At 64.6% G+C, this 21,809-nt stretch carries 22 protein-coding genes; 13 read left to right on the top strand and 9 right to left on the bottom strand.

From position 1 onward, the window contains the following. Positions 1–70 precede the first annotated feature (70 nt). The 4 genes from DFR67_RS10485 to DFR67_RS10470 are packed head-to-tail and all read right to left on the bottom strand — an operon-like array spanning position 71 to position 3,100. Positions 71–1,132 (bottom strand): sulfate/molybdate ABC transporter ATP-binding protein, encoded by a 1,062-nt coding sequence (locus tag DFR67_RS10485; RefSeq protein WP_110469457.1) that lies wholly within the window; start codon positions 1,130–1,132, stop codon positions 71–73. Further along, positions 1,129–1,935 (bottom strand): ABC transporter permease, encoded by an 807-nt coding sequence (locus DFR67_RS10480; protein ID WP_110469456.1) that lies wholly within the window; start codon positions 1,933–1,935, stop codon positions 1,129–1,131. The genes DFR67_RS10485 and DFR67_RS10480 overlap by 4 nt, the downstream gene beginning before the upstream one ends. Then, positions 1,932–2,699 carry a molybdate ABC transporter substrate-binding protein gene (gene modA / locus DFR67_RS10475; protein ID WP_110469455.1) on the bottom strand — a complete coding sequence of 256 codons (768 nt, stop codon included), beginning with the start codon at positions 2,697–2,699 and terminating at the stop codon, positions 1,932–1,934. Before modA ends, DFR67_RS10480 begins: the two co-directional genes overlap by 4 nt. Continuing rightward, on the bottom strand, positions 2,696–3,100 hold the full coding sequence (locus DFR67_RS10470; RefSeq protein ID WP_110469565.1) for a TOBE domain-containing protein: 405 nt from the start codon (positions 3,098–3,100) through the stop codon (positions 2,696–2,698). Before DFR67_RS10470 ends, modA begins: the two co-directional genes overlap by 4 nt. 152 nt (positions 3,101–3,252) lie before the next feature. On the opposite strand from DFR67_RS10470, the gene DFR67_RS10465 reads away from it, so the two are divergent. The 3 genes from DFR67_RS10465 to DFR67_RS10455 all read left to right on the top strand — a co-directional run bounded on the left by DFR67_RS10465 (position 3,253) and on the right by DFR67_RS10455 (position 6,163). Beyond that, positions 3,253–4,068 carry a VOC family protein gene (locus tag DFR67_RS10465; RefSeq protein WP_110469564.1) on the top strand — a complete coding sequence of 272 codons (816 nt, stop codon included), beginning with the start codon at positions 3,253–3,255 and terminating at the stop codon, positions 4,066–4,068. 248 nt (positions 4,069–4,316) lie between these two features. Further along, positions 4,317–5,312: an ATP-binding cassette domain-containing protein gene (locus DFR67_RS10460; protein ID WP_110469454.1), complete on the top strand. Its 996-nt coding sequence runs from the start codon at positions 4,317–4,319 to the stop codon at positions 5,310–5,312. Further along, on the top strand, positions 5,309–6,163 hold the full coding sequence (locus tag DFR67_RS10455; protein WP_110469453.1) for an ABC transporter permease: 855 nt from the start codon (positions 5,309–5,311) through the stop codon (positions 6,161–6,163). The genes DFR67_RS10460 and DFR67_RS10455 overlap by 4 nt, the downstream gene beginning before the upstream one ends. Positions 6,164–6,249: 86 nt before the next feature. On the opposite strand, the gene DFR67_RS10450 is transcribed toward DFR67_RS10455, so the two are convergent. Beyond that, on the bottom strand, positions 6,250–7,572 hold the full coding sequence (locus DFR67_RS10450; RefSeq protein ID WP_110469452.1) for an ROK family protein: 1,323 nt from the start codon (positions 7,570–7,572) through the stop codon (positions 6,250–6,252). Positions 7,573–7,982: 410 nt separating this feature from the next. Here DFR67_RS10450 and DFR67_RS10445 point away from each other — a divergent pair, with 410 nt between their 5' ends. Genes DFR67_RS10445 through DFR67_RS10435 form a run of 3 tightly spaced genes read left to right on the top strand, consistent with a single transcriptional unit; the run spans position 7,983 to position 11,528 of the window. Then, the gene (locus DFR67_RS10445) at positions 7,983–9,161 is read left to right on the top strand and encodes an LLM class flavin-dependent oxidoreductase (RefSeq protein ID WP_110469451.1); all 1,179 of its coding nucleotides are present in this window, start codon (positions 7,983–7,985) and stop codon (positions 9,159–9,161) included. A gap of 28 nt (positions 9,162–9,189) precedes the next feature. Next, positions 9,190–10,308, top strand: a complete 1,119-nt coding sequence (gene sfnG / locus DFR67_RS10440; protein WP_110469450.1) for a dimethylsulfone monooxygenase SfnG — start codon at positions 9,190–9,192, stop codon at positions 10,306–10,308. Continuing rightward, positions 10,305–11,528: an SfnB family sulfur acquisition oxidoreductase gene (locus DFR67_RS10435; protein ID WP_110469449.1), complete on the top strand. Its 1,224-nt coding sequence runs from the start codon at positions 10,305–10,307 to the stop codon at positions 11,526–11,528. The genes sfnG and DFR67_RS10435 overlap by 4 nt, the downstream gene beginning before the upstream one ends. Before the next feature lie 9 nt (positions 11,529–11,537). On the opposite strand, the gene DFR67_RS10430 is transcribed toward DFR67_RS10435, so the two are convergent. Both DFR67_RS10430 and DFR67_RS10425 read right to left on the bottom strand, forming a co-directional pair. Then, positions 11,538–12,518 (bottom strand): YihY/virulence factor BrkB family protein, encoded by a 981-nt coding sequence (locus tag DFR67_RS10430; RefSeq protein ID WP_110469563.1) that lies wholly within the window; start codon positions 12,516–12,518, stop codon positions 11,538–11,540. A 60-nt stretch (positions 12,519–12,578) separates the two neighbouring features. Further along, positions 12,579–13,397, bottom strand: a complete 819-nt coding sequence (locus DFR67_RS10425) for a DUF72 domain-containing protein (RefSeq protein ID WP_110469448.1) — start codon at positions 13,395–13,397, stop codon at positions 12,579–12,581. A 129-nt stretch (positions 13,398–13,526) separates the two neighbouring features. Between DFR67_RS10425 and DFR67_RS10420 the strand changes: the two genes are divergently transcribed. Beyond that, the gene (locus DFR67_RS10420) at positions 13,527–14,564 is read left to right on the top strand and encodes a sigma-70 family RNA polymerase sigma factor (protein ID WP_110469447.1); all 1,038 of its coding nucleotides are present in this window, start codon (positions 13,527–13,529) and stop codon (positions 14,562–14,564) included. Here DFR67_RS10420 and DFR67_RS10415 read toward each other — a convergent pair. Further along, positions 14,543–14,947 carry a VOC family protein gene (locus tag DFR67_RS10415; protein WP_110469446.1) on the bottom strand — a complete coding sequence of 135 codons (405 nt, stop codon included), beginning with the start codon at positions 14,945–14,947 and terminating at the stop codon, positions 14,543–14,545. The two genes, DFR67_RS10420 and DFR67_RS10415, sit on opposite strands and share 22 nt — an antisense overlap. Before the next feature lie 134 nt (positions 14,948–15,081). Here DFR67_RS10415 and DFR67_RS10410 point away from each other — a divergent pair, with 134 nt between their 5' ends. The 3 genes from DFR67_RS10410 (at position 15,082) to DFR67_RS10400 (ending at position 17,751) form a co-directional block, all read left to right on the top strand. Then, on the top strand, positions 15,082–16,344 hold the full coding sequence (locus DFR67_RS10410; protein ID WP_158539940.1) for a sensor histidine kinase: 1,263 nt from the start codon (positions 15,082–15,084) through the stop codon (positions 16,342–16,344). Then, complete coding sequence (locus DFR67_RS10405) at positions 16,341–17,003, top strand: response regulator (protein WP_110469562.1); 663 nt, start codon at positions 16,341–16,343, stop codon at positions 17,001–17,003. Before DFR67_RS10410 ends, DFR67_RS10405 begins: the two co-directional genes overlap by 4 nt. An 88-nt stretch (positions 17,004–17,091) precedes the next feature. Continuing rightward, complete coding sequence (locus DFR67_RS10400; protein ID WP_110469444.1) at positions 17,092–17,751, top strand: NADPH-dependent F420 reductase; 660 nt, start codon at positions 17,092–17,094, stop codon at positions 17,749–17,751. A 102-nt stretch (positions 17,752–17,853) separates the two neighbouring features. Here DFR67_RS10400 and DFR67_RS10395 read toward each other — a convergent pair whose 3' ends face one another. Further along, the gene (locus DFR67_RS10395; RefSeq protein WP_110469561.1) at positions 17,854–18,489 is read right to left on the bottom strand and encodes a TetR/AcrR family transcriptional regulator; all 636 of its coding nucleotides are present in this window, start codon (positions 18,487–18,489) and stop codon (positions 17,854–17,856) included. Between the two features lie 192 nt (positions 18,490–18,681). Between DFR67_RS10395 and DFR67_RS10390 the strand changes: the two genes are divergently transcribed. From DFR67_RS10390 to DFR67_RS10380, 3 genes are read left to right on the top strand one after another with little or no spacing between them, the layout of a single operon-like run. Further along, positions 18,682–20,250 carry an amino acid permease gene (locus tag DFR67_RS10390; protein ID WP_110469443.1) on the top strand — a complete coding sequence of 523 codons (1,569 nt, stop codon included), beginning with the start codon at positions 18,682–18,684 and terminating at the stop codon, positions 20,248–20,250. A gap of 31 nt (positions 20,251–20,281) precedes the next feature. After that, positions 20,282–21,136, top strand: coding sequence for an urea amidolyase associated protein UAAP1 (locus DFR67_RS10385; RefSeq protein WP_110469442.1), 855 nt, complete (start codon positions 20,282–20,284; stop codon positions 21,134–21,136). Beyond that, positions 21,136–21,804 (top strand): urea amidolyase associated protein UAAP2, encoded by a 669-nt coding sequence (locus DFR67_RS10380; RefSeq protein WP_110469441.1) that lies wholly within the window; start codon positions 21,136–21,138, stop codon positions 21,802–21,804. The genes DFR67_RS10385 and DFR67_RS10380 overlap by 1 nt, the downstream gene beginning before the upstream one ends. Positions 21,805–21,809: the final 5 nt, after the last annotated feature.

The following is a 21,809-nucleotide window of genomic DNA, read 5'->3' as shown; positions in this document are numbered from 1 at the left end:
CACCGTTCAGTCACAATCACATGTTTGAACGTGTGTTTGTGACTGAACGGTGTGCATTTGTCTGCAGGATCTATCTCGCTGGATAAACCGTGACCTCTGTCGCCTTGATCACGAGAGCCACCTCGTCGTCGGCGACCAGTCCGAGTTCGCTCACTGCGGCCCAGGTGATCGCCGCGGTGACCACACCATCGCCGACCAGACAGTCGACCCGGGCCAAATCTCCCTGCGGCACCACCTGCACCACAACACCTTTGACAACGTTACGCGGACTCCCCGAAGGAGGTTCCCGGTACACGGCCACCGCGCGTGGCGAAAATGCGGCCATCGCGGATGCACCCGCGGCCGGCGTCTCATCGACCATCCCCGCGATGGCGAACCTGCCGGACTCCAGTACCCCGCCCGACCAGCGACCACTGATCAGGTTCAGACCTGCCAGCTGCGCGGCGAATTGATTCACCGGACTGGCCAGAAGCTCTCGCACAGGCCCCTGGGCGACAATCTTTCCTTCGCCGAGAATGATCGCCGAATCTGCGAGCGTCACCGCGTCGGCGATGTCGTGGGTCACCAGCAAGGTCGTGCGCGTGCGATCAAGCAGAATGCGACGCAGCATCGACCGGATGCGATGCACCACATCCACATCCAGCGCGCTGAAGGGTTCATCGAGCAGCAGCAGATCGGGATCCGCTGCCAGCGCCCGGGCCAGCGCGACCCGCTGCGATTGGCCACCCGACAGCTGCCCCGGTTTGCGGTCAGCCAAGTCTGTCGCATCGACCGCGTCCAGCCATCGCTTCGTTCGAGAGCGCACCTCGACGCGCGACAGGTGCGCGGCGGCCGGGGCAAAGGCCACGTTCTGAGCAACGGTCAGATGCGGAAACAGCATGCCTTGTTGTGAGAGCATCGCTATCCCGCGTTTGTGCGGTGGCACAAACGTTGTCGATCCGACGAGTTCTCGCTCCCCCACCGCGATCGAGCCGGACTCGGGCCGCAGCAGTCCGGCAAGCATGTTCATCAGCGTGCTCTTACCGGCACCATTCGGACCGAGGATCGCAACGGTCTGCCCCTGCGGTATCTGAATGCTCAGCTCGAGGAACGGCACTTCGCTGACGAGTTCAGCGACGAGATCCCCGCTCACAGGGTCGCCGTCCGCGTCGAGTCGCGCAGATGCACCGCGATCACCACCAGCAACGCCACAATCACCAGGACGATGGACAGCGGCAGCGCCTGTTCCGGCTCACTGATCGACTCGACGTAGATGGCCAGCGGCGCCGTCTGGGTGACACCCTGCAGGTTGCCCGCGAAGGTGATCGTCGCGCCGAACTCACCCAGCGCCCGGGCGAACGCAAGGACCATGCCCGACAGCAGCGCCGGGAACACCAGGGGCATGGTCACTTTCCACAGGGTCCGGGTCGGTGACGCACCGAGGGTTGCGGCAACCTGCTCGTAGCGACTGCCGATGCTGCGCAGCGCACCTTCGAGGCTGATCACCAGAAAAGGTAATGCGACAAAGGTCTGGGCCAAGATGACCGCGGTCGTCGAGAACGCTATGTCGATACCGATTGCGGCCAGGGGTTCACCGACCAGGCCGAATTTCCCGAAAGCATAAAGCAATCCGATGCCACCGACCACCGGCGGCAGGACCAGCGGCAGCAGCACGACCGAACGCAACACCCGGATCGGCATACCGGTGCGCCGGGCGAAAACGATGGCCATCGGAACTCCCAGCACAATGCACAACACCGTACTGATCGCCGCGGTCCGCAAGCTCAGTTCGAGGGCGTCGACCGAAGATTCGGAGGTGATGTTGCCCCAGAAGTCATCCCACGGGGTGTTCACCGCCAACGCGATCGGCGGTAGCAGAACCAGCGCCACACCGATCGCGGCCGGCAGGTAGAGCCAGGCCGGAACCGCTTTCAGCGCGGATCCCGAGTTTTTCAATTCGCGGCACCGAAGCCCTGGGCCGAGAGCAACGCACTGCCCTCGGGGCCGAGCACCATGTCGACGAACCGCTGCGCCGCAGCGCGATTCTTCGTCGCTGCGACCACACCGATCGGATATCGGTTGACCACCGCAGCGAAAGCGGGGTCGGACACCGAGGTCACCGCATCACCGGCTCCCACAGCGTCGGTGACGTAGACGAGACCGGCGTCGGCCTGCCTGGTCTGCACTTTGGTGAGCACGCCGGTCACCGCAGTCTCCTCACTGACCGGCTTGATATCGACTCCGGAACTCTCTTCCACCTTCGCGGTGGCGCTTCCACACGGCACCTCGACCGCGCAGACCACCGTGCTCACATCGAACTTCTCGAGATCGCCGAGACTCTGGATGTTCTTGGGATTGCCGGGCTGGGTGATGATCGTCAGGACGTTGGTCGCGAAGATCTGCGGGTCGGCGATCTGCTCACCGAGCTTGTCCATGTTCTTCTCATCGGCGGTGGCCAACACGTCGACGTTCGCACCCTGCTCGACCTGAGTCGCAAGTACCTGCGAGCCGTCGAAGTTGAACTTCACCTCGACATCAGGGTTGTCGGTGTAGAAGCGCTCGGCGAGCTCGGTAAAACTCTTCTTCAACGATGCAGCCGCGAACACCGTGAGCGTGATGTTCCCATTCTCCGCCGACCGTTCCCCCTCGCTGGTCGACGAACAGGCCGTCACCATCAGCACCGCCGTGAGCACGAGCGCCGCGAAGATCCTGGACTTCATCCGAGTGACCTGGTCTCGACGATCACATTGGTCGCTTTGACGACGGCCGTGGCCACCGACCCGGGTTTGAGGTCGAGCTCCCGAACGGCGTCGGTGCTCATCAAAGACGTGACCTCGAAGGGACCGCACTGCATTGTCACCTGGCTCATCACCAGATCCGACTTCACCTCGGTGACCAGCCCGACGAAACGGTTGCGGGCCGACCGCACGACCGGTGCGTCGGCGCTGGAGAATGCGGGCGCGCGCTCCCCGGCCAGCCGCGCGAGATCCGCACCGTCAACGACCTGCCTGCCACTGTCGTCGGTATGGGAACGCAGCTGGTTTCCAGCGATCAATCGCCGGACCGTGTCGTCGCTGATTCCCAGGAGCTCGGCCGCCTGCCGAATTCGCACTTCACTCACCTGTTGAGGATTGACCGCTGATGCGGCTGTGTCAAGGGAGAGTAGCCGCATCCGCGGAGAACACGCTCGAGTCGATGCGCTGCGATGAGTTCCGAGACCGACCCTGGTCTATGCCTGTGACGACCTTTTCGAACCACCACAAGGAGCCCGCCATGCCAGCCATCGACTCCCATCCCGACGGCGTCGCCGTCTGGATCGATCTGTCCAGCACCGAGCCGGACCGCGCCGCCACCTTCTACGGCGACCTGTTCGGGTGGGACCGAACCGAGCCGGACGAGCAGATGGGTGGCTATTCACAGTTCACCCACCAGGACAAACTCGTCGCGGGCCTGGGACCGAAACAGAGCCCGGACGTGCCCGACTTCTGGTGCACGTACTTCCAGACGCCGGACATCGAGGCCACCGTCAAGCAGGTGTCGACCTCCGGCGGGAGCGTCTTTGTCCCGCCGATGGAGATCCCAGGCCAAGGGACGATGGCGATCGTCATGGACCCGGGCAGCGACCCGGGGGCCAACGGTGGCCACAACGGTCACGGCGCCGTCTTCGGTTTCTGGGAACCCCGCGAACACAGGGGATTTCAGCTGTACATGGAGGCGGGAGCGCCCTGCTACTTCGAGCTGCTCACCACCGACTTCGCGAAAGCGGTCGACTTCTACCCGGCGGCTACCGGCAGACAGATCGTGACGCTCAGCGACACCGACGAGTTCCGGTACGCCCAGTTGAGCCTGCCCGACACCGCTCCGGGTGAGGGATACGCCGGGATCATGGACGGCAGCGGCTTCCTGCCCGCGGAGGTCCCGAGCCACTGGTCGATCTACATCGGCGTGGCCGATGCCGACGCAACAGCCACGCGGGTCGGCGAACTCGGCGGCACCGTCGTCGACGCTCCGACCGATACCCCGTACGGACGACTCGCGACGATCAGCGATCCGTGGGGCGCACAGATCAAACTGCAGCAGGTTCCCTGATTTGCCCTCGGCCCGTCGGATTCTCCGTCCGTTCGACGACAGAAGGAAAAGTGGGGCGGGCCAGCTCTTGACTTCAAGTTCACTTGAACTCGGAGGATGACGGAACGATCAACAGATGAACAGCCGACGACTTTCCTACGACAGATCCGACGCGATCAGACCTCGAATGCAACTAGGAGAACAACGTGTCAACGCTCAGCAATAAAACTGCTGGCCCGATGTCCGACTCGGTCGCTACGGTAAGCCCCATGACTTCCACCGCAGTCACCACCGAATACGCCATCGAGGCCATCGACCTGGTCAAAGAGTTCGACGGCGTCCGAGCCGTCGACGGAGTGAGTTTCACCGTCCCGCCGGGCTCGGTGCTGGGTCTGCTCGGCCCCAACGGCGCGGGCAAGACCACAATCGTCCGGATGATGACCACGCTGAGCCTGCCCACCTCGGGTACGGCCCGCATCGCGGGGTACGACGTGACAGAGAATCCCGACCTGGTCCGGAGCAGTATGGGCCTGACCGGGCAGGCCGCCACCGTCGACGAGTTACTCACCGGCCGCGAGAACCTCTGGATGATCGGCAGCCTGTACGGCTTGCCCCGCAAAGAGGTCCGCGCCGCAGGTGACCGACTTCTCGAACAGTTCTCGCTCACCGACGCCGCCGACCGAGTGGTCAAGACCTACTCGGGCGGTATGCGCCGCCGACTCGATCTCGCCGTCAGCCTGCTGGCCTCACCGCCAGTGCTGTTTCTCGACGAACCGACGACAGGTCTCGACCCGCGAAGCCGGCAGGAACTCTGGGACGTGCTCAAATCGCTCGTGAGCCACGGCACCACCCTGCTACTGACCACCCAATATCTCGAAGAAGCCGACCAACTGGCTGACAACATCGTCGTCATCGACAAGGGCAAGATCATCGCAGCCGGTACCCCGTTGCAGCTCAAGGAACAAGCAGGCAAGGCCAGTCTCGTTCTGACCGTCTCCGCCGCCGAGGATCTACCCGAGGCGACCCGGCTCCTGCGGGAGAACAGCGGAGAGGTCTTCGTCGACGAGTCGCAGCGACAGCTGACAGCGAGCGCCGACGGCATCGCCGATCTCACCAAGATCGCCGGGATCTTCGAACGCAGCGAAATCGCTGTCGACGACATCGGACTCACCCGCCCAAGCCTGGATGACGTCTTCCTCTCCCTCACCGGGCACCGAGCTGAAGACGCCGACGCAGCCGCAGACGCCGAGGAGAACAAGTCATGACCACCACAACCAGCAACGCCGGAGCGACAAAGGCAACGCCGCGATCGGCGATCGGCAAACCAGACATAGTGCGCGAGTCACTGGTGATGGTGCGCCGCAACCTGATTCACACCAAACGTCAGCCTGAGATGCTCTCGGACGTGACGGTGCAGCCGATCATGTTCGTGCTGCTGTTCGCATACGTCTTCGGCGCGTCCATCAGTCCGGGCGACGGCTTCGATTACAAGGAATGGCTGCTGCCCGGGATCATGGGACAGACCATCGCGTTCTCGGCGTTCATCGTCGCTCTGGGTCTGACCAACGATCTCGAGAAGGGCATCATCGACCGCTTCCGGTCACTGCCGATGGCACGTTCCTCGGTACTGGTCGGACGATCCGTGGCAGCGCTGATCCACTCGTCCATCGGAATCGTGGTCATGGCGCTCACCGGACTGCTCATCGGCTGGCGCATCAACGAGGGCTTCGCGAAAGCAGTCCTCGCCTTCGCGCTGGTGCTGCTCTTCGGCTTCGCCATGATCTGGTTCGGCATCCTCATCGGATCGGTGATGCGATCACCGGAGGCGGTGAACGGGGTAATGTTCACCCTGCTGTTCCCGATCACGTTCCTGTCCAACGCGTTTGTGCCCACAGAGCCGATGCCGAGTTGGCTGCGCGCGATCGCAGAGTGGAATCCGATCTCGTCACTCGTGCAGTCGATGCGTGAACTCTGGGGCAACGGGCCGGCGGCTCCGGCCGACGCCCCATGGCCGCTGCAGAACCCCGAGCTCTCGACGGTGCTGTGGTCGATAGCGCTGACCTTGATTTTCGCGCCGTTCGCCTTGCGGGCGTATCACAAAAGAACAACTGACTGACGGACCCACTGCAAAAGCACACGCTTCAGTCAAAAGCACACGTCGCGACGTGTGCTTTTGACTGGAGCGTGTGCTTTTGTGTCGAACTATGCCGTCCTGGACAGAGCCTCTACCGGGTCACTGTAGATCGCGTCGAGTGACACCGCACCAGCAGCTTGCTGCTGGACCGTGGCGCCCGAGCGCGATACCCGGACGTCGCGGCGCTCGGCGACCGAGGTCTCGCGGACGGCCTGGGCGACGATCGGCAGGGTCGACGGGGCGTCGGTGAACGCCTGCCCGCCGAGGACCACGTGATCCGGGTTGAAGATGTCAGCGATCAGGCCGACCGCCTTGCCCAGGAGCCGAGCGCGCTCGTCGAGGATGGCGCGGGAGATCTCATCGCCCGCCGCTGCCAGCTGGTGGACGTCGTCCACCGACTCGATCGCCAGACCTGCTGCGATGGCGGCGTCGACGATGCCGGTGTCGCTGACGGTGGGTTCGAGCCGGCCAGTGCCGTGCGGATCGAGGAGTTCGGTGCGACCGACCGGGAAGTGGCCGATCTCCGGCGGGCCGGCGGTGGGGGTGTAGACGCTGCCGCCGACGGTGAAGGCGATGCCGACCGTTTCGCGAGCGTAGAAGTAGACGAAGCTGCCACCCTCTTGGCCCGGATCCACCAGGAGCTCGGCCTGGGGATTGAGCAGCAGTTCGGCTGCAGCCATCGCCTCGACGTGCGAGGCAACGGAGATCGGCAGTCCGATGACAGAGGCAAGAACCTCTCCGACGGGTGCCGACTGCCATCCGAGGCGGGAGTGACTGACGCGACCGGCCTTGTCCACCCGGCCGGCGAGTGCGACGCCTGCCCACAGAACCTTCTTGTTCTGCCACCGCGACAGGAAACGCTTCGCGCTGAGCCCGATGGCCGTCAGCGTCTGCTCCGGGCTGTCGGCGATCGGGGTGGGGATCTGGATGGCGCCGACCACCCGATGGAAGAGGTCGTGGGTGGTGATGGAGGTGACCTTGAGGCCGATATGGATACCGACGGTCAAGAACTCGGCGGTGTTCAACTCGAACGGCAGCCGCGGACGGCCGATCGCGCCGGCGGGTGCGAGGTCGGCGCGCTCACGCAGCAGACCCACCTTGAGAAGGGCGCTGACCTGCCGGTTGACCGTCGAGATACTCAGACCCGAAGCGCTGGACGCCGCGTCACGGAAGACCGGGCCGTGCAGGCGTGCAGCTCGCAAGACCACTGCCGCCGGTTTGGTCGACAGGTGCAGCTGCGGGGTGGCGATATGGATCTTGACAGCCTTTTTCGGGCTGGGGACACCCAGCGGACGAGCAGGACGAGCAGGCGCGGCGATACGAGAGCCCGTTGGACGGGTCGCGGACGGACGGGTGGTTGTAGCTATGCGGTGATCAAGTGTGGCAGTCATCGAGAGTCCTCGTCGAGTTGTCGCGCCGGGACCACAGAAATGGCCAGGCGGGAGATGTCAGAACGGAATGCCGCGAGCGCGGCGGATTCGGATCAGGACATTCGACAACAGAGGACGCGAGCGAACGGCAGACGACATCCCAGAGCGGTGGTCATGTAGGTGACCTCCGGGATGTAGTGGCCTGTGCTCGTCATGAACGCCAACCTAGCAGCGGTTCGAGAGTCCGTGCAACGCGGACACCAAGCAGACCCGGAGAGCTGAACGCCCGTCACAGAGGCGTTCACCGGCGAGAATAGCCGCCGCGCGGATCTCACCGGCGACTTGGAATCACCGCGATCTGAACCCTGGGAACGCGGCGCGAAAGCCACCCACACTGAGGGCAATTCCCCGATTCAACCGAAGGGCTGCCTGTGTCACTGCATTTCCACTGGTTCCTGCCGACGTACGGCGACTCACGGAATCTGATGGCTGGTGGTCACGGATCCAACATGTCCGGCGATCGCCCCGCTGACCTGCGTTATCTGAACCAGCTGGCCGGTGCCGCCGAGGTCAACGGCTTCGAAGCCGTCCTCACCCCCACCGGACTCTGGTGCGAAGACGCCTGGCTCTCGACCGCGATGCTGCTCGAGACGACCGACACACTGAAATTCCTGGTCGCTCTCCGGCCGGGGCTGACGAGCCCGACGCTCGCTGCCCAGATGGCCTCGACCTATCAGTGGCAGTCCAAAGGTCGACTTCTCCTCAATGTCGTCACCGGCGGCGAATCGTCCGAGCAGAGGGCTTTCGGCGACTTCCTGTCCAAAGAGGCACGGTACGAACGCTGCGGCGAGTTCCTCGACATCATTCGTCAGCTGTGGACCCGCGAAGAGCCGGTCGACTTCGTCGGCCGCCACCTGCGCGTCGAAGGCGCACAACTAGCGCGTAAACCAGATCCTCTGCCCCCGGTGTTCTTCGGAGGCTCCTCTCCCGCTGCCGGTGCCGTCGCATCGAAGTTTGCGGACACCTATCTGACGTGGGGCGAAAAGCCCGACGCCGTCGCCGAGAAGTTGAACTGGATCCGCAGATTGGCCGCTGCAGAGGGGCGCGAACTGACCTACGGGATCCGGCTCCACGTCATCTCCCGCGACACCTCCGAGCAGGCCTGGGCCGAGGCCGATCGACTCATCGGGGCCCTGGACCCGCAGGTCGTCGCACAGGCTCAGCAGAATCTCGCCAGGTCGGAGTCCGAGGGACAACGCCGGATGCGCGAGCTGCACGGCGGCGGGAGCGCCTTCAGTGCCGGTACCGACGCCCGCTCCTTGGAGATCTACCCGAACCTGTGGACGGGTGTCGGACTGGTCCGCGGTGGCGCGGGAACTGCTCTGGTCGGATCGCACGACGAGGTCGCCGACCGGATCGCGGAGTACGCCGACCTCGGACTCGACCACTTCATCCTGTCCGGATACCCGCACGTCGAGGAGGCCTATCACTTCGGGGAGGGAGTGCGGCCGAGATTGATCCAACGTGGACTCCTCGACGCCGACGACCGGGCCGCCGAGCCCGTCCGCGGCGCCTTCCTGCCTTCACTCACACCCGCCAGCGCATCCTGATCAGCGCCGAACACCCTGGAGCACAACCATGACCACTGAAAAAATCTCGGACGAGATCAAGTTCGCCTACTGGGTTCCCAACGTCAGTGGGGGGCTGGTGACCAGCAAGATCGAGCAGCGGACCAGCTGGGACTTCGAGTACAACAAAAAGCTCGCCCAGACCGCGGAGAAGAACGGCTTCGAGTACGCGCTCTCACAGGTGCGCTACATGGCCTCGTACGGCGCCGAGTTCCAGCACGAGTCGACGTCGTTCAGCCTGGCCCTGTTGGGTGCGACCGAGAAGCTGAAAGTCATCGCCGCGATCCACCCGGGGCTCTGGCATCCGGCGGTACTCGCCAAGTTCGGTGCCACCGCCGACCATCTGTCGAATGGCCGGTTCGCCATCAACGTCGTGTCGGGCTGGTTCTCCGGCGAATTCAAGGCACTCGGCGAGCCGTGGCTCGAACACGATGAAAGATACCGTCGCAGTGCGGAATTCATCGAGGTGATCCGCAAGATCTGGACCGAGGACAACGTCGAGTTCGCCGGCGACTTCTACCGGATCCGTGACTTCACCCTCAAGCCCAAGCCGCTGAACACCCTCGAGCGCCCCAATCCAGAGATCTTTCAGGGCGGCAACTCGACGGCCGCCCGCAACAACGGTGGCCGGTTCTCCGACTGGTACTTCTCGAACGGAAAAGACTTCGACGGCGTCACCGAACAGGTCGACGACCTACGGGCGGTCGCCCGGGCGCACAGCCGCGAGGTCAAGTTCGGGTTGAACGGGTTCATCATCGCGCGCGACACCGAAGCCGAGGCCCACGACACCCTGCGGGAGATCATCGAGAAGGCGAACCGCCCTGCGGTCGAAGGTTTCCGGGACGCCGTTCAGCAGGCGGGCGCGTCAGCATCCGACGGCAAGGGCATGTGGGCAGATTCGAAGTTCGAAGATCTCGTGCAGTACAACGACGGTTTCAAGACCCAGCTGATCGGCACCCCGGAGCAGATCGCCGAACGTATCGTCGCCTACAAACGTCTCGGCGTCGACCTCATCCTCGGCGGCTTCCTGCACTTCCAGGAAGAGATCGAGTACTTCGGTGCCAAGGTCCTGCCCCTCGTCCGCGAACTGGAGGCGGCCGACACCGCTGCCGGCGTCGGAGCACCGTGAGCACTGCCATCGCGGCACGTATCGACTCTGCGGAGCAGGCCCTCTCGGTCGCACGAGACCTCGCGCATCACTTCGCCACCGGGGCCGCAGCACGCGACCGGGACCGCAAACTCCCCTACAAGGAGATCGATCAGCTCTCGGCCAGCGGCCTGCTGGCGATCACCGTGCCTGCCCGGTTCGGCGGCGCCGACCTCCCTCCGAGCGTCGTCGCCGAGGTCGTGCGGATCCTCGCCACCGCCGACCCCAACATCGCTCAGATCCCGCACAGCCATTTCGTGTACCTGAACCTGCTCCGGCTGGCCGCCGAGCCACCACAGCAGCGGGAATTGTTCGAAGATGTGTTGGGTGGCAGCAGGATTGCGAACGCACAGTCCGAGCGGACGGGCAAGACCGTCGCGGACATCGCAACCTCGATCCGCCCCCACAACGGCGGCCTGCGCCTGGACGGGTCGAAGTTCTACTGCACGGGCTCGCTGTACGCGCACACCCTCGCGGTCCTGACACGACTCGACGATCCGGAAGGCAAGACCGGTCTGCCCGACGGCGAATACGTGGCATTCATCCCCGCCGATGCTGCGGGGATCCGCATCATCGACGACTGGAACGGAATCGGGCAGCGCACCACGGGAAGCGGCACGATCACGTTCGAGGGCGTGTCCGTCCGCGGTGACCAACTGGTGACCAGGTCCAGGGCCGTGGGCGCCCCGAGCGGGTACGGCGCCTTCGCGCAGCTACTGCACGTCGCCATCGATGCGGGTATCGCTCGCGGCGCATTGTCGGCCGCAGCGGAATTCGCCCGTACCAAGAGCCGGCCCTGGTTCGAGGCAGGTGTCGACAACGCCATCGACGACCCGCTGTTGATCCAGCGCTTCGGCGAACTCGCGGTCGAGGTGACCGCAGCAGAAGCAACTCTGACGGCCGCCGGAACGGTGGTCGATGCCACGGTCAGCACGTCGGCCCGCAGAGCGGGACAGGCCGCCGCCGCAGCCTCGATCGCGGTGGCGACGGCAAAGGTCGTCGCCGACCGCGCGGCCAACGAGGTGTCCTCGGCATTGTTCGAGGTGTCGGGGACTCGCAGTGCGGGCGCTGACCTCGGACTCGATCACTTCTGGCGTAACGCGCGCACCCACACCCTGCATGACCCGGTGCGTTGGAAATATCAGCACATCGGGCGGGCCCTGCTCCATCACACAGCGCCGCCCACGCACGGGGTCATCTGAGGTCCGACGCTAGCGGGGCTCCGGCTCGTCGGTCTTTTTCGCCTTCTCGAAGGTCACGGTGACCTGCTCGAAGCCCTTGGCGCGCTGAGCTTTGGCCTGCCTCGTGTAAGCAGTGCGGTCGCCCTGGGTCAGTTCGACCTCGTCGGTGAACGGCGTGAGCAGGGCACGTGGATAGAGCTTGTGCACGCGGACGACGTTGATCTCGGCGGTCAAGACGACAGCGACCGCTGCAAGGTAGAAGTACGCCAGCAGACCGAGCACCACGGCGAAGACGCTGTTGGTGGTGCTGGCGTTCTTGACGACCTGTGTCACGTAGAACGTTCCGAAGGTCTGGAGCAGCTGCCACAGGATCGCCATCACGATCGCTCCGGGCAGGACATCGCGGTAAGTCACGGTGTTGGTGGTGCTCAGCTTGTACGCCACCATGAAGACCGCCGAGTTCACGACCACCGCCGTGATCCCGATCGCCCAGCTGTCCCACCGACCCAAGAGTCCCCAGACGCCGCCATATGTCGACATCACTGTGGTTCCGACCAGGGTGAGGGCGAGGACCGTGAGCAGGAGCAGGCTGCGCAGCCGGGAGAAGATCGGGTTGGGGCGCTTGTTGCGAGGGACCGCCCAGACCGTGTTCATCGCGTTCTGAGCCGCCTGACCGGCACCGGAAGCACCGTAGAGGGCGCCGACGATTCCGATGACCACGCCCCAGATCCCACCGCTCAGTTCCTGCGGCTGGCCGAGTTGGTCTCCGATGACCGGGAACTGACTCAAGGTCGAGTTCAGCACCCGCTCCTGTAGCCCCGGGTTCCCGTCCAGCACGATGCCGACCCCGGTGGTCAACAACAGCAACAAAGGGAACAGCGCGAGGAAGGCGTAGTACGTCATCAGGACCGCGAGATAACCACCCTGATCGTCGGCGTACTTGTAGATGACGGCGATGCCGAATCCGAGGACAGGGTGCTTGCGTTGCAGCTTGTCCAAACGCTCGATCATCGATTGCACCCCAGTCGTCCGGTGGCGCGCCGTCACTGGCCCGAGCGCTAGGCGACAACGCTACCCGAGCGCGCCGGGAATCAAGCGATCGAGCAACCCGCGCGCATCGTAGGGGGCGTGCACCTTGGCGTCGTTGTCGAAGTAGACGTACACATCGTGATCGGCTGCACGCTCCCGGAACCGTGCCGCCCAGGCATCGAGCGCTTCGTCGGTGTAGCCGCTGGTGTACAGCTCCTGGTCACCGTGCAGGCGGGCGTACACGAAGTCCGACGTCACCTCGTCGATCACCGGGAACTTGCCGGCCGAGTCGGCCAGCACCAGCGCGATATCCAGTTCTCGCAGGAGTTCTGGCAGTTCCGGGTTCACAAAGCTCGGGTGGCGTACTTCCAGGGCGTGTCGCAGCGGGCGGTCGGCGTCGGTCGTCGTCCAGGACCGTCCGGCGATGTGATCGCTGTGTCCCTCGGACATCGCCGCCGCCGCAGCGGTGGTCCGGGGCAGCAGGTTCGCAAACGCCGACAGCGCCGCCGGGTCGAACGGGAGGTTCGGTGGGAGTTGCCACAGCAACGGACCGAGTTTGGGCCCAAGGGCGAGCACGCCGGAGGCCAAAAAGGTCGCGAGCGGTTCGTCGACGCCGACCAGCCGCTTCATATGGGTGATGAACCGCGGTCCCTTCACCGAGAAAATGAAGTCGTCCGGGGTCTGCTCGGCCCATTTGAGGTAGCTCGCCGGCTTCTGAAGCGCATAGAACGAGCCGTTGAGCTCTACTGAGTTGAGCTCCCGGGAGATGTACTCCAGCTCCCGCCGCTGCGCGAGACCCTCCGGGTAGAAGGTCTTACGCCACGGCGGATACACCCACCCGGACGTGCCGACTCGAATCACACCACAACGTGTACACCACCACGCTCTCGGAGAAACATGACCTGAGACAGGTGAGGGCCGCCCATGGCGCCGCCGGGGACCGGCGATTACCCCTCGCTGTTGTCACACCGCCGGAGTAATCTGACCCCCATGACTGTCGAGGCCTCGGTCGATCCTGACTTCCTGGAAGTGACCGAACCGTACCGCCGCGAATTGCTGGCCCACTGTTACCGGATGATGGGCTCTCATCACGACGCCGAAGACCTCCTGCAGGAAACCTACATCCGGGCTTGGCGCGGCTACGCACGATTCGACGGTCGGGCCTCGGTCCGGACATGGCTCTACAAGATCGCCACCAACACCTGCCTGACCGCTCTCGGGTCCAAACAGCGCAGGCCACTGCCGTCGGGGCTGGGGGGCGACGCCTACGACCCCGAGGCACCTCTCCTGCAAGACCATGAGGTCCCGTGGCTCGAACCCTTCGCGGACACCGACGAGACGCTGGCCGAAACCGCGGATCCGGCCACGATCGTCGGATCCCGGGAATCGATACGACTCGCCTTCATCGCCGCACTCCAGCATCTGCCCGAGCGTCAGCGCGCCGTACTGATTCTCCGAGACGTGTTGCAGTGGCGGGCCAATGAGGTCGCCGAGACCCTCGGCCTGACCACCGCCACCGTCAACAGCCTGCTTCAGCGCGCCCGGGCACAGCTCAAAGAGGTCTCACCCGAACGTGATTCGGTGTCAGAGCCGCAGGACGCGGCCCAGAAAGAGTTGTTGCAGAAGTGGGTCGAGGCGTTTCAGTCATACGACATCGACGCGATCGTGCAGTTGTTCACCGACAAGGCGATCTGGGAGATGCCACCGTTCACCGGTTGGTATCAGGGCGGCGAGGCCATCGGGCGCCTCATCCACGGCAACTGTCCTGCCGAGAAGGCCGACGACATGCTGCTGTTGCCCGCGACGGCAAACGGTCAGCCGGCGTTCGGGCTGTACATGCGCGACCCCGAGGACGGGGTGCACCGGCCGTTTCAGCTGCAGGTCCTCGACATCACGGAAGGTGGCGTGGCCCATGTCGTGGCGTTCTTTTCGGACACCATGGAGGCCGACTTCGCGCGGTTCGGTTTGCCCGCGACCGCGAGCCTGCCGGCCTCCGGGGAGTCGGTTCAGCCGGCGATGGCCGACTGATCCATCCAGGTGATCTCCCAGACGTGACCGTCGAGGTCGCGGAAGCTCCGGCCGTACATGAAGCCGTGGTCCTGTGCGTCCTGCCACGGCGACCCACCGATCTCGAGAGCCTTGTCGGCGATCGCGTCGACCTCGTCGCGGGACTCCGCCGACACCGCGATCAGCACCTCACGCTCCTTGCTCGTGTCGGTGATCCCGCCGGTGATGAAGTCCTGGAAGCGCGCCGGGGTCATCAACATCGCGAACGTCTGGTCGTTGATGATGAGGCACAGCGTGTTCTCGTCACTGAACGTCTCGTTGAACTCGAAGCCGAGCTCGCTGAAGAACTTCCGCGTGGCGGGGATGTCGGAGGCGGTGGTGTTCAGGAACATCATGCGGGACATGGCAGTAACTCCGTTTCGTGGTTATGTCTGTGTTGTCACCCTTTCAGACCGCAGTCGTCGCCGAAAGTAATCGGACACCCGAGTTCACACTTTCGCCTGATGCCCGACTCGCTCAGATCATGGACCATCGGGGTATGAGTTCCGCAGGTGTGCCGATCCCGACGTCGGGCTGGGAGACCCTGCCCGCACGCCGTGCCTGGATGCCCGGCGCGGTGCGCGAGACCCTCGAGGCAGACCCGCACCCGCTGACGGGCAAGCGCACCACCCGCGACGTCGCCATCGATGTGCTGATGGTCGTCCTCGCACTGGCCATCGGCGTCGTCGGCGTCTGGGGTCGCTTCGGCAACTGGGGACCCTTGCTGGCCACCGACATCGCCATCGGGCTCGTGGGCTGCGGCGCCCTGATCTGGCGGCGACGGTGGCCGCTCGCGATCGCCCTGATCCTGACCCTGGTCTCAGGTGTTGCATCCTTCGTCGGCGGGGCGTCCTTCTTGGCCTTGTTCTCACTGGCCGTACACAAGCCGCTTCGGTACTCGGTGTCGATCGGTGCGCTCGGGATCTGCGCGGCGATGTCGAACTTCTTCTTCTACCCGGACGCCCAGACCGACGTCTGGTACGCGGTGTTGCTCTACTCGATTCTCATCACGGCGGTCGCGGTCGGGTGGGGAACGATGGTGCGCAACCGCCGCCAACTGCTGATCTCGCTCGCCGAACTGGCGCGCAACGTCGAATCCGAGCAGCGCGAGCGGATCGCTGCAGCGAGGGCCACCGAACGGGAGCGCCTGGCCCGCGAGATGCATGACGTGCTGGCCCATCGCATGAGTCTGCTGTCAGTGCATGCCGGCGCCCTGGAGTTCCGCGAAGACGCCTCCTCGGACGAAGTTCGACGGGCCGCCGGGGTGATCCGTGCCGGCGTCCACCAGATGCTCGTCGACCTGCGCGATGTCATCGGCATGCTGCGGGAGGAGACCGACGACCTCGCCTCCCCGATGCGGACTCTGGCGTTCGTCGACGAGTTGTTCGCCGAGACCGAACTCGCAGGCAGCCCTGTTCGGGCCACCATCGAGATCGACGACCTCGACGAGGTTCCCGGGGTCATCAGCCGCGCCGCCTACCGCATCGTGCAAGAGGGACTGACCAATGCCCGCAAGCATGCGGGAGAGGTGACCGTCACCGTGATCATCAGCGGCGCGCCGGGACAGGGACTCACCATCTGTATCCGTCAGCCCCTCAATCCTGTTGCTGCGATGCAGAATCCGATACCAGGGACGGGTTCTGGACTGGTCGGGCTGCAAGAACGCGTCACCCTCGCCGGCGGAGAATTGGAACACGGTGTGAAGGAACGAAACTTCGTGTTGACCGCACGACTTCCCTGGGAGACCGAGTGCCCGAGATGACCCCATCCATCCGGCTGCTGCTCGTCGACGACGAGTGGCTCGTGCGAGCGGGGCTGCGCACCATGCTGAGCGGCCAACCTGACGTCGACATCGTGGGCGAGGCCTCCGACGGTACCGCGATACGCGAGAACGTCGCCGAGACCGGGGCCAACATGGTGCTGATGGACATCCGGATGCCGAAGGTCAACGGCCTCGAAGCCACCGAAGCACTCCGCGCCCTGCCCGATCCTCCTCATGTGGTCATGCTCACGACGTTCGACAGCGACGACCTCGTCTTGCGTTCGCTCCAGGCCGGCGCCAGCGGATTCCTGCTCAAGGACACCCCGCCTGCGGACCTGATCGCAGCCCTGCGCAAGGTCGTGGCGGGCGAACCGATCCTGTCCCCGGCCATCACCCGTAAGTTGATCAACCGCTTCACCGAACCCGGCGAACGGAAGTCGCGCGCAGACGCCCAGTTCGGCCAGCTCACCCCGGGTGAGCAGCGCGTGGCGGTGGCGGTCGCCCGAGGCATGTCCAACTCGGCGATAGCCGAGGAGCTGTTCGTCTCGGTGGCGACCGTCAAAAGCCATATTTCGCACATCCTGGACAAGTTGGGGTTCAACAATCGGGTACAGATCGCACTACTGGTCCACGATGCCCGGCCCGGCGAAGTGCTCTGACCTCGGTCACCGACGATTCGGGAATGAACCCCCGGCCGCAGGAGTTGGCCCGATGAATGTGTTTTCCGCGACGTAAGGGGTCATCAGAGTGAAGATCGGAATCATCGGGGCAGGCTTCATCGGCGGGACGCTCACGCGTCGCCTGACGCAGCTGGGCCATGAGGTACGCGTGTCCAATTCGCGTGATCCGCAGACGCTGGCGGAGCTGGCCACCGAAACCGGCGCCAAGGCCGTGTGGGCCAAAGACGCCGCAGAAGACGCCGACCTGGTCATCGTCAGCATTCCGCAGAAGAACACCCCGGACCTGGCGAAGGGCATCCTGTCCGCGCGCAAGCCCGGCGCACCGGTGATCGAGACCAACAACTATTACCCGCAACAGCGAGACGGCAAGATCGCCGCCATCGAGGAAGGCCAGCCCGAAAGCGCTTGGGTGTCCGAGCTTCTCGATGTCCCTGTGTACAAGGTGTTCAACGGCATCTACTGGAAGCACCTGCTGGAGAAGGGGACCGCGGCCGGGACCGAGGGGCGGATCGCCCTGCCGATCGCAGGCGACGAGGAGGACGGCAAGAAGATCGTCTCGGCCCTCGTCGACGAACTCGGGTTCGACCCGGTGGATGCGGGCACCATTGCCGAGTCGTGGCGTCAGCAACCCGGAACACCCTCGTACGGAAAAGATTACAACGCAGCCAAGCTCACCGAGGCGCTCGCAGAGGCCACCCCGGAACGCATCGCTGAGTGGAAAGCCTGACCGTCCGCTCGTACACAAACCCAGCTCTTGCAGGCAAAATCAGGTGTTGCAACACCTGGGTTTGCCTGGACGAGCTGGGTTTACGGGTTCTGTGGGCGCCGGCTAGGTGAGGACGAGTGCGACGCTTTCGACGAGCACCCCGACGAGATCGTCGAGAGAATCGACGCCGAGGGCACCTACCATCGCGTCCGAACGCATACTGATCACCGATTCGACGAGCCGGAACGGGACGTGCCTGCGCGGGTCGGACTGATCCCCGAGGACCTCACCGGCGAGCTGCGCGTATATGCGTGCGAGATCAGTACGCGCCTGCCGGAACTCGACAAATCGTTCCGTGCGCAGTTCAGGAAGTGAATACAGAGCGCCGAGGTTCCAGCGGGAGGTCGCGAGCTGGCCGGCGTCGAAACCCGCCAACTCCTGGAGCCGGGCGAGGGTCGGACCATCGGCCGCGGCGACCTCGCGCGCCTTCTCCAGCGGCGCCGCCACGGTGTCCTCGAGCAACGACTCGAGGATGTCGTCCTTCGTCTTGAAGTGGTGATAGAGCGAGGCCTGCCGGATTCCCACCGCCTCGGCGATCATCCTGGTGGACGTGCCCGCGTAGCCACGCGTGGTGAAGAGTTCGGCGGCGGCGTCGCGGATCTCTTCGCGAGCGGTGGCGCCGCGACGACGCTGCTCCACCAATCGGGGGCGCCCTGGTCCTGCCGCAACGTGAGTCACAAGTCCTGACCTTACTGTCATCTGCGCACGCCTGATGTGATCCGCACCGGTCAACGATCCCCTGACCTGCACCGAGTGCGTTCTCGGAAACATACTTGTTTCACGCGTTTCCGAGCCCGAAACAAACCTGTCACTCGACAGAAATAGCTGCGCGGTTATCTATCACCTGACAGATAACCAGGGCTCATGGGCCCATTAGCAGGAAGATCTCCCATGACCGCAACCGCGCAACCCCCCACTGCACCAGTGACCGGCGGTGCCGTGACCAACGGAGACGCCAATGATCTCTCCGAGTTCGGTTACACCCAGCAGCTGCATCGCTCACTGGGAACCTTCGCGTCGTTTGCGGCGGGATTCTCGTTCGTCTCCATCCTGACCACGATCTTCCAGCTGTTCGGTCTCGGCTTCTCGTTCGGCGGTCCGGCCTTCTTCTGGACGTGGCCCATCGTCTACATCGGCCAGTTCCTCGTCGCGCTGTGTTTCGCCGAGATCGCAGCCCGCTACCCGATCTCCGGTGCCATCTACCAGTGGTCGCGCCGCATGGGCGGTGAGGTCATCGGCTGGTTCGGTGGCTGGTTCATGATGCTCGCCCAGATCGTCACCGCCTCCGCTGCCGCGATCGCCCTCCAGGTGGTCATGCCCTCGATCTGGGACGGCTTCCAGATCATCGGTGATGATTCCGCACTGACCACCACCAGCGGCGCCGCGAACGCAGTCCTGCTCGGGTCGATCCTGCTGGTGATCACCACGTTCATCAACTGCATCGGCGTCAACTGGATGAGCCGGATCAACAACATCGGCGTCACCTGTGAGATCGTCGGCGTCACCGCGGTGATCCTGGCGCTGTTCACCCACGCCGAGCGCGGCCCCGACGTCGTGTTCGACACCGGATTGCCCGGCCAGCAGCCCGGTTACATCTGGGCCTTCATCGTCTCCGGACTCATGGCGGCCTACGTGATGGTCGGCTTCGGCTCCGCAGGTGAACTCGCAGAGGAGACGAAGAACCCTCGTCGGGTCGCACCGCGGACGATCCGGCTGGCACTGACGGTGTCGGCGATCGGTGGCGGGCTCATGCTCCTGGGCGCCCTCATGGCCGCGCCCAGCCTCGGTGAGGAACTGGCGGTCGGCGGCCTGCCCTACGTCCTCGATTCGGTACTCGGCTCCTTCTGGGGCAAGGTGCTGCTCTGCGACGTCGTCGTCGCGATCTTCATCTGTACCTTGGCCATTCAGACCGCCTGCTCACGGCTGATGTTCTCGATGGCTCGCGACGACCGGCTGCCCGCGTCGAAACTCTTGAGCCACGTGAACACCCGCACCGGAACCCCCATCGCCCCGTCCGTGCTCATCGGCGTCCTGTGCATCGGCGTCCTCGTCGTGAACATCGGCAACTCCGCGATCTTCGCGACCCTGGCCAGCGTCTGCATCATCCTGATCTACCTCGCCTACCTCTCGGTCACCGGGCCGATGCTCTGGCGCCGGCTGAAGGGCTGGCCGGGCAACACCACCAGCGCCGTCGACGCCGAGGGCAAGAAACTGTTCACGTTGGGCCGCTTGGGAATCCCGCTGAACCTGCTGGCAGTTGTCTACGGACTGCTGATGGTGATCAATCTTGCCTGGCCACGTGCCGAGATCTTCGACCCTGCCGGCGAGATGCCCATCCTCAAGTGGGCGGGCCCGATCTGCATCGTGGCGTCGATCCTGATCGGCATCGCCTGCTTCCCCCATGGCAAGAAGCACCCGATGCCCGTGAAGGTGTTCACCCCCGCAGTAGACGGCAAGTAGCAGTCCCCGATACCGAAAGGACACACCGGATATGACGATGACGTCCACCGGAACCACCGCCGGAGCTCGCGAGCACGCTCGCGCCCAAGCCGCCGCAATCACAGACACCATGCCCGTCGTCCCGGCATCGTCCTGGCCTGATCTGCCCGACAATGTTGCGGGGCAGGACATGACGTGGGCCGAGACAGTGCCTGGTGGGCGGTACACCGTCAAGGTGCTCGCCCGCGGCACCAGGCTCCGTCTGCGCGACGTGGCGGGGACAGGCTGTGCCAACGTGCTGCTCTGGCGCGCCGATGCACCCTGGGAGCGGCTCAACGTCGCGGACACCGTCAAGGTGCCCTGGCAGGCTTACCTGGGCACCGGCCATCCCCTGCTCAGTGACCAGGGCCGGGTCCTGGCCACCATCGTCGACGATGACTCCGGCCATCACGACGCACTGTGCGGGACCAGTACGCTGGCCGGGAACACCGCCAAATACGGTGCCGGTGAGGTCTACTCGCAGACTCCGGCCGGGCGTGAGCTGTTCTTGCTGGCCGCCGCGAAACACGGATTGCACGCCGCCGACGTCGCGCCGTCGCTGTCGTTCTTCCACGGCATCGTCGTCGAGTCCGATGGATCACTGACCTCCAAAGGGTCGGCCGGACTGAACAAGCATGTCGACCTGCTGCTCCATCTTCCGTGCACGGTCGCGATCGCCAACACTGCGCACCCCCTCGATCCCTCACCCGGATTCGACGTGGGCCCCGTAGAGGTCCTCGCGTGGCAGGCTCCCGGTGATCTCGAGAACCTCCTCACCGGCCTGCCCGGCACCGACCCGGAATACCAACGTGCCGCACTCAACTCGGAGGACATTTGGGGCGCAGCACATTTCGAGAGGAAAGCGTGATGAGCACCGCAACCGCAACATCGGCAGCCGCACTGGCCCTGGTGCCCGGGGCGGTGATCGGAGATCACGAGATCGGGGCCCGCGCGCCATGGTCGGGCGTGGTCGCCGCCGGAGACGTGCTGACGATCGTCGACCTGTACGGCAACCAGGCCGTCGACACCCTGTTCTTCGGCGGTCACGACCATTCGATCCGGTACTCTGCGCAGGCGACCATCGCTGCCCAGGGCAACATCTTCTTGACCACCGGATCGGTGATCCGAGATCAGGATTCGACGCCGATGATGACCATCGTGGCCGATGAGGTCGGAAACCACGACACCCTCGGCGGCGCCTGTTCACAGGAATCGAACACGCTGCGGTACGGCCACCACACCAAGCATCAACACGCCTGCGTGGAGAACTTCCTCATCGGCGGCGCCCGTCACGGTCTGGGCAAAGCCGACATGGTCGGAAACGTCAACTTCTTCATGAACGTGCCCGTCGACCCCGACGGATCGCTCGGCATCGTCGACGGACTGTCGGCACCGGGCAAGCGACTCGCGCTGCGCGCGGAGGCCGACACGCTCGTGCTGATCTCGAACTGCCCACAGATCAACAACCCGTGCAACGGATTCGATCCCACCGCAGTACGGGTCATCGTGACCCGGCCCGGCGTGAGCGAGGCCTGATCACG

Origin of the sequence: Williamsia limnetica, from assembly GCF_003217475.1 — a bacterium.
In the GTDB taxonomy this organism is placed as follows: Bacteria; Actinomycetota; Actinomycetes; order Mycobacteriales; family Mycobacteriaceae; genus Williamsia; species Williamsia limnetica.
Note: the sequence above shows the minus strand (reverse complement) of the source record. Positions and strands in the feature narration are given on the sequence as shown.